The organism is uncultured Sphingomonas sp. (genome assembly GCF_913776855.1).
In the GTDB taxonomy this organism is placed as follows: domain Bacteria; phylum Pseudomonadota; class Alphaproteobacteria; order Sphingomonadales; family Sphingomonadaceae; genus Sphingomonas.
The window spans coordinates 35,603-41,602 of sequence record NZ_CAJYQD010000046.1 but is presented as its reverse complement, the minus strand read 5'-3'; the positions used below and the strand labels follow the sequence as shown (position 1 = coordinate 41,602).

Here is a 6,000-nt window from a genome sequence, read left to right as displayed (position 1 = left end):
TGCAGGTTGAATGAGGTGTGCCATGCTTGGCTTTCAGGATCAGGTCGGCGCCGTTGAGGAGCGCAGCAGCGAGCGGATGAACTTCCGTACCAAGCCGCGCATCAAGCAGGCGATCCAGCAGGCTGCCGCTCTTTCCGGTGTGGACGATTCCGTCTTTACGATGAACGCAGCCTATCGCTCCGCGATGGAGACGATCGCGGCGCACGAACGCACTACCCTGCAGCCGGTCGATCATGCGCACTTCTTTGCGGCGCTCGACACGCCACCGGCACCCACCGAGCGACTTCGGGCAGCATTCGCGCGGCATCGTGAGACGATCGTCAGCAGGTGACGGCGACAGAGGACGCAAAGCCCTTCACCATCGAACCGTTCGATCCTGCCAAGCATGATCGAACGGCCTTTTCCTGTGGCATCACACAGGTCGACAACTTCTTTCGCCGGACCGCGAACAAGCTCGCCAAGGCGGATAACGTCCGCACCTTTGTGATGGTCGGTGCCGAAGGCCAGCTGATCGGCTTCTACGCCATCAACGCCCATGCGATCGACTATGCCGAGCTACCCGATCGGTTCGCCCGCAACCGGCCTGCGCATGGCAGTATCCCGGCCGCCTATATTTCGATGATCGGGGTCGATAGCCGCTTCCAAGGGCAGGGCTATGGCGGCGATCTGCTGGTCGATTGCCTCAAGCGACTGGCTGTGGCGGCCGATGCGTTGGGTATCGCCGTGGTTATGCTGGACGTGCTCGACTGCGGCGATGCCGAGAAGGTGGCGAAACGCACCGCGCTCTATACCGGTTATGGCTTTGAGCCGCTGCCCTCCAACGGCTTGCGGTTGTTCCTGCCGATCGCGACGGTTCGGACTCTTACGCAAGCGGATGCGTAGGCTGAGAATTGCCGACGCGCAACTTGCCCAGTTCAAAGCCCCATGCTGCGCGGTCCTAATCGAGCATTTGATCTTTCAGCGTCAGAAGGGCGAGCACATCATTCCCAAAGCCTTTGACGCACTCCTCGGTTAGCTCAAACCGATCGGCGCCCCGGCGATCGAACCATGCGTCTGCCCCGATGATCGTCGGCCGCGACCGATCAATCTTTCCATACAGCACGTCCATCGCGTCTGACTCGGGATCGAGATCATCACGGGGAAACCAGTGATCCGGAATGCCGCCATTGCGTCGAAACCATCGGCGTCCGTTCTGACCGTGGCAAACGATCATACAGGGCCAAGGGCTATGATTGATAAACCTTAGCGCCGTCGCCAACCGGCTGGTGGAAAAGGCAGCCGCCAGAGCGTCGATTGCTTCGAATGACGGCCGCCGTTGAGCGGCGGCAAGCGGTCGAAACAGATAGGCAGGCATCAACAGGTCGGCGGCATAATTATCGGCTTGCCGCTCAATGCCGGCACCGCCCTGGCTGACACTCCCGATCTCACTCGCCCTGCAGACCGACGACCGGCCGCGATGATGCTGCCAGTGGCCCAACTCGTGCGCGATCGAGAAGCGACGGCGACGCGGATCGCCATCGCCTTTCACAGTTATAATCGCCTGATCGCGAAAGCCGATGATCCTGGCTTCACAGCTCTCCAAAATGGCGTTGCGCACCTTGGCACCCATCGTCCAGGCGATCGCCTCTATATCGATCTCATCCGGACTGGTGACGCCGAGGGACTGCAAAAGCTTTTCGGCTTGGCCAAGCCCCTTCAAATCGGATTGCCGTCTTCGTCGATGGCACCAAGCTCTCGCAAATCGGCGAGAATATCATCCATCTCTTTCTCGGTAATGCCTTCGCCGTTGCGTGCGGCCATCGTCAGCCGGCTTTTCAGCTTGGTGTCATCGTTGGCGAACCGGGCAAGGACGGCCGCTCGATCCCTGAGAGGAAGCCGGTGGACTTGCCCTCGGCCCGTTCCGGCTACGCGATCGATCTCCGCTCGCGCAGCCTGGAGGCGCGATTTTCCAGATCGGGCGGTTGCGGTCGAGATTATCGCGCGGATACGGTCGGCTTCATCCTCGACATTCAGTCCTTCAGCCTCGACCTCCGCCAGTAATTCCGCATCCGACATAGCCATTATGTCTGCGACCAGTTCATCCGCCAGCCGATTGATCGGAGGGGTAGGGCGCCCCGCGCCGCTCACGATGACCATCCATTGGGAAAAGCCGCATCTATCTTGCGGCGGACACGGCGTCGGATAGTGGCATACGCCGTCATATCGACACCGATCATGGTCATAATCTCCTCCTTCGGAAGGTCGTCCAGATACGCCCACAGGAACAAGGTTGCTTCCTCATCATCGGCAAACAAGGTTTCCAGCGCATTTCGTCGAGCCGACGCATCTTCCCGTGAAAGCGCCAGTTCCTCGACATTGGATTTCGTTTCTACCGGCTCATGTAGGAACCGGCCTTCGGCATCGGTGGCATCAGCCGACACCAGTTCGGGTTCGACCTTCTGCTGCCTAGCAGACGCGCGGCTGCGCATGACACCGATCAAGAATGGCACCATCTCCATCCCACGCGGACAATTCCGAACGCCCTCGATCGTCTGACATACCGCTTCATTAAGTAGATCGTCGACCTCACACCCAGCCGCAAACGCATATTGTCGTCCCGCCTTCCTCAGCCTGAGGAGATCGGTCGATGTCAGGCACTCGATCGCCTGCCGCGCTTCCGCAAGATCAAGGGTCTGTTCGCTCACTCAACTCCGCCGGCTTCCTGACGGAGTAGGCTGACTTTCAGCTCGGCTCGGACACGACACGAAAAAATCGTGCCGGGATGTCCGAGAGCACCCGCCGTTTCAGCCTACCCCCTTGATAGTCAATGAAGACGATCGGGAGCGGGGTCGCAAGCCGTCTTACCCTTAAAGCGCGAGGAAGGAGGTAGAATTATGTCCGGAAAGAACCAGCATGTCGTCCCGCACGCAGGTGGTTGGGCTGTTCGCGGTGCCGGCAACGGTCGTGCGACGTCGGTCCATGACACCCAGCGTGACGCGATCAATGCAGCGCGAGGCATCGCGCAGAACCAGCACAGCGAGCTTCTGATCCACGGCCGCAACGGCCAGATCAGAGATCGCGATAGCTACGGCAGCGACCCCTTCCCGCCGCGAGGCTGACCAAGCGGGCCGTGTCCCAAAGGCACGGCCCGTCCCACTGAAACGCGGAATGAAAGGACAAGACGATTATGGCCAGGCGCCAAGTAACCAAGAGCGGCAAGGACAAAGACGGCGACATCACGAAGCTCTGCAATGCCGGGCAGAGCTGGTCGCCCCGCCTCAAGGCGGATGCGATCCGTGATATCGAGAACGGCGATCACCAGTATTACGTCGCGTGGACCGATGGCCAGGAGACGCCGGTCACGGTCGTCAACGGCACGACGGGTAAGTACCTCCGCACCCGCCGTGATGGCTCGACCAAGAACAACCTCGACGATCTGCCCGATTGCTGAGGAAGGAGCAGGGGGCAATTGCCCCCGGCCGCCTTACTGATCAACGAAAGATAGTAGGTCTTTTACCTCAACTCGCCGCGTATGCAGGTTTCGGATTTGCCCTGAAAGCGCGGTGCGATGCTCGAGCGGATTGTCGCGCCAATCGGCCACTCTTTGGAACGAGGCGCCTTGGACGCTCGGCTCAATCTTTAGAGGTGATCTTTGTCAGCGGCGTTGGGAAGATGCCGGCGTTGATCACCCGTTGCACGGCCCTCCGGCGCAGTGCCAAGGTGCCGGCATCAGTAAACGAGACGATCGTGGCGCCGACGAACGTGGCGTGCATACAAACCGATTCACGGACAGCTGGCACCATCGGAGCGGTCCTGACCAGACGATGCTGGCAAACGGTGTCCTTCACGTCGACGAGGGTGGTCAGGTCGAAGTCGAGCGGCATCTGACGCGAATCACGGGTCTTTTTGCTCATGTGGGCATGACCGAAATCGTTGGCGTCACTGAATTCTGCTCCTTATCCGACAGGTCCGCAATGATCTTGTATTCGTAGTCGCTCTGCGCATCCAGCAGGATGCGGAAAACGGGCATAGCGGTCTTCGGGTCCGGTCGGGCCAGCCTGCCGTCCTTCTTTCGATCGGAAGCCGGACGGAACAGCCGGACGTAGTTGGACGGCGCGACTCCGTCGTATTGTCGGAACACCACCTTGTCCGGCTCGGTCGCGTCCTCAGTGATCGCGTCGCTGTGAAGGGCAATCGCCAAGCTCTTAAGGTACGGTTCGATGTAGATGACCGTGGTGATGCCAGCGGCGACGATGTGCCTGGCGCAATTGTGGCACGGATAGGTGTTCGTAAAGAGAGTTGCGCCAACGAGCGAGTTTTTACCTTCGCGGGCGACTGAGAGAATCGCCTCCATTTCGGCGTGGATGGAGCGGGAGAACTCGATCAGCGAGTCAACGCCAGTACCCTTCAGCGCCGCGCGGACAGCGTCGGCGGTAACGCCCTCGCGAAGCAGTTCGGCTCCAGCGATATTCTTCACCATCTTTTCGAGAATTTCGTTACGCCTAATCTCATTGTGGCAGATTTTCTTGCCCCAATTATAACAACGGTAATCATGGTCGTGGGTGCCGTCCTTGTCGTGCACGGCACGGTCATCCTCGCCGTAGAGCCCGCCACCAAACTTCGGCACGTCATTCCATCCCACTGCGATGAGTTCGCCATCGGCCGAGACAATCGCGGCGCCAACTTGGCGGGACATGCATGCCGCGTTCGCCGCAGATGAGCTGGCCTCATACATCGCCGACTCGGCACGGCTGGGCGTGTGCACGCCGGTGTCGAAAACGAGGTGCAAGAAACGGGTAATCTTCTGCTTCATCTCCTCTTTGCGCTGGTCGTTGCAAAGAAAGAGATCGGCCTTCTGGAAGATCTTACGGGTCATCTGGCCAAAGGTCGTAACCTCGCCTTGGTCCCGATCAACGATAGCCTTGACGCGTCCGGCGTCAACGCCATCATTCGCCAGCCTGGTCTGCCGCATGGCATCGGGCGCGAACACGCCGACAACGATCAACGTCTCGCCGTAGATACGCTTTAAGAGCGTCAGCTCCTCAGCGTTCTTAAGCGAGTCAAGTATGAAGGCTCTACGGCCTGGCGCTTGAATGCCCTTGGCGTCGTAGCCGCCCTTGTCTTCTCTGATCTTGCAGATCCGCTCGACCACCTTTTCGGTCAGGTAGAAGGGCCCATATTTGCGGCGCAACTCGTTGCCGATCTTCTGCATGGTTTCAATGTAATCGTCGAGGTGGTCGCGGGCGGCTGGCGTCGCGCTCACTCGATGCGCCTCGGTCTTGATGATATCGCTCAGCTTGATAATCGGCGCGACCTCGTAGTTGAACTCGGTCGAAAGCGCGTCGTACAGCATGCTAGCCGCAGTTGAGACGCCAGAGCCCACCGGGCCGACGAGCGCGAAGATCAGCTCCTGCGACAACCGTTCATCAATCTGCTCGGCGACATTCGACCCCTCGTCGACCTCGGACAGCAGCGTTTGAATTGATACTTGCGCCACCATCGCTAGCGTCTCCCTCCCGTTCTTTCCCAAAGCGATAGCATCGGTCCGCGACCGATGGCAGCGAGATTATTGAAAGTCATTTGCCACCCCGAACGCGGCATCGTCTCCATAGGCTTGTACGGCACTATCGTGTCTCGTTTGCCAACAAAATTGGGAAGGCCGGGGTGCGTCAAAACCGAGCGGTTGTGACACGCGCTGAAAGGCAGCTTTTTGCCCTAAGCGAACGGAAAGTTGCCAGTCCGCAAACGGCCCAGTCACGGCCGTAGTATTCTGCCTGAACAAGTGTCCGCTTCCGGGTAGCGGCGGAGCTGGCGTGAACGACCGATTGTGGGTCTACCCGCCAAGCATGTGCCGGCTGGCGCCCGGCGGTTATGATGGCGCGCAATAGCTTGGTTGACGACTGGCAATCATCTTGGTTGCCGGCGCCGGAAAATTGACTCCTTCCAGCACCCATAAACACCGCTCAAATCATGATTGAAAATTGTGCCAATGCACTGTAGCAATGAGTTGTGCAGGCGGTA

9 protein-coding genes are annotated in these 6,000 nt (G+C 59.4%); 4 read left to right on the top strand and 5 right to left on the bottom strand.

Translation table 11 applies throughout. The features are described from left to right. The first annotated feature begins 10 nt into the window (after positions 1–10). Positions 11–331, top strand: coding sequence for a DUF1778 domain-containing protein (locus QZ755_RS14400; RefSeq protein WP_366509178.1), 321 nt, complete (start codon positions 11–13; stop codon positions 329–331). Beyond that, entirely contained in the window at positions 328–882 is a 555-nt protein-coding gene (locus QZ755_RS14395) for a GNAT family N-acetyltransferase (protein WP_294324154.1), read from the top strand. The genes QZ755_RS14400 and QZ755_RS14395 overlap by 4 nt, the downstream gene beginning before the upstream one ends. Positions 883–937: 55 nt before the next feature. Here QZ755_RS14395 and QZ755_RS14390 read toward each other — a convergent pair whose 3' ends face one another. Genes QZ755_RS14390 through QZ755_RS14380 form a run of 3 tightly spaced genes read right to left on the bottom strand, consistent with a single transcriptional unit; the run spans position 938 to position 2,684 of the window. Further along, a complete protein-coding gene (locus QZ755_RS14390) occupies positions 938–1,699 on the bottom strand; it encodes an ImmA/IrrE family metallo-endopeptidase (RefSeq protein WP_294324151.1) in 762 nt (253 codons plus the stop codon). Beyond that, a complete protein-coding gene (locus QZ755_RS14385; protein WP_294324150.1) occupies positions 1,696–2,136 on the bottom strand; it encodes a hypothetical protein in 441 nt (146 codons plus the stop codon). The genes QZ755_RS14390 and QZ755_RS14385 overlap by 4 nt, the downstream gene beginning before the upstream one ends. Next, on the bottom strand, positions 2,124–2,684 hold the full coding sequence (locus QZ755_RS14380) for a hypothetical protein (protein ID WP_294324148.1): 561 nt from the start codon (positions 2,682–2,684) through the stop codon (positions 2,124–2,126). Before QZ755_RS14380 ends, QZ755_RS14385 begins: the two co-directional genes overlap by 13 nt. 189 nt (positions 2,685–2,873) lie before the next feature. Here QZ755_RS14380 and QZ755_RS14375 point away from each other — a divergent pair, with 189 nt between their 5' ends. Both QZ755_RS14375 and QZ755_RS14370 read left to right on the top strand, forming a co-directional pair. Continuing rightward, positions 2,874–3,098 carry a DUF2188 domain-containing protein gene (locus tag QZ755_RS14375; RefSeq protein ID WP_294324147.1) on the top strand — a complete coding sequence of 75 codons (225 nt, stop codon included), beginning with the start codon at positions 2,874–2,876 and terminating at the stop codon, positions 3,096–3,098. A 68-nt stretch (positions 3,099–3,166) separates the two neighbouring features. Further along, on the top strand, positions 3,167–3,430 hold the full coding sequence (locus QZ755_RS14370) for a DUF3892 domain-containing protein (protein ID WP_294324145.1): 264 nt from the start codon (positions 3,167–3,169) through the stop codon (positions 3,428–3,430). Positions 3,431–3,611: 181 nt separating this feature from the next. Here QZ755_RS14370 and QZ755_RS14365 read toward each other — a convergent pair whose 3' ends face one another. Continuing rightward, on the bottom strand, positions 3,612–3,893 hold the full coding sequence (locus tag QZ755_RS14365; RefSeq protein WP_294324142.1) for a hypothetical protein: 282 nt from the start codon (positions 3,891–3,893) through the stop codon (positions 3,612–3,614). Next, positions 3,890–5,479, bottom strand: coding sequence for an anti-phage dCTP deaminase (locus tag QZ755_RS14360; protein WP_294324140.1), 1,590 nt, complete (start codon positions 5,477–5,479; stop codon positions 3,890–3,892). The genes QZ755_RS14365 and QZ755_RS14360 overlap by 4 nt, the downstream gene beginning before the upstream one ends. Between the last annotated feature and the right edge of the window lie 521 nt (positions 5,480–6,000).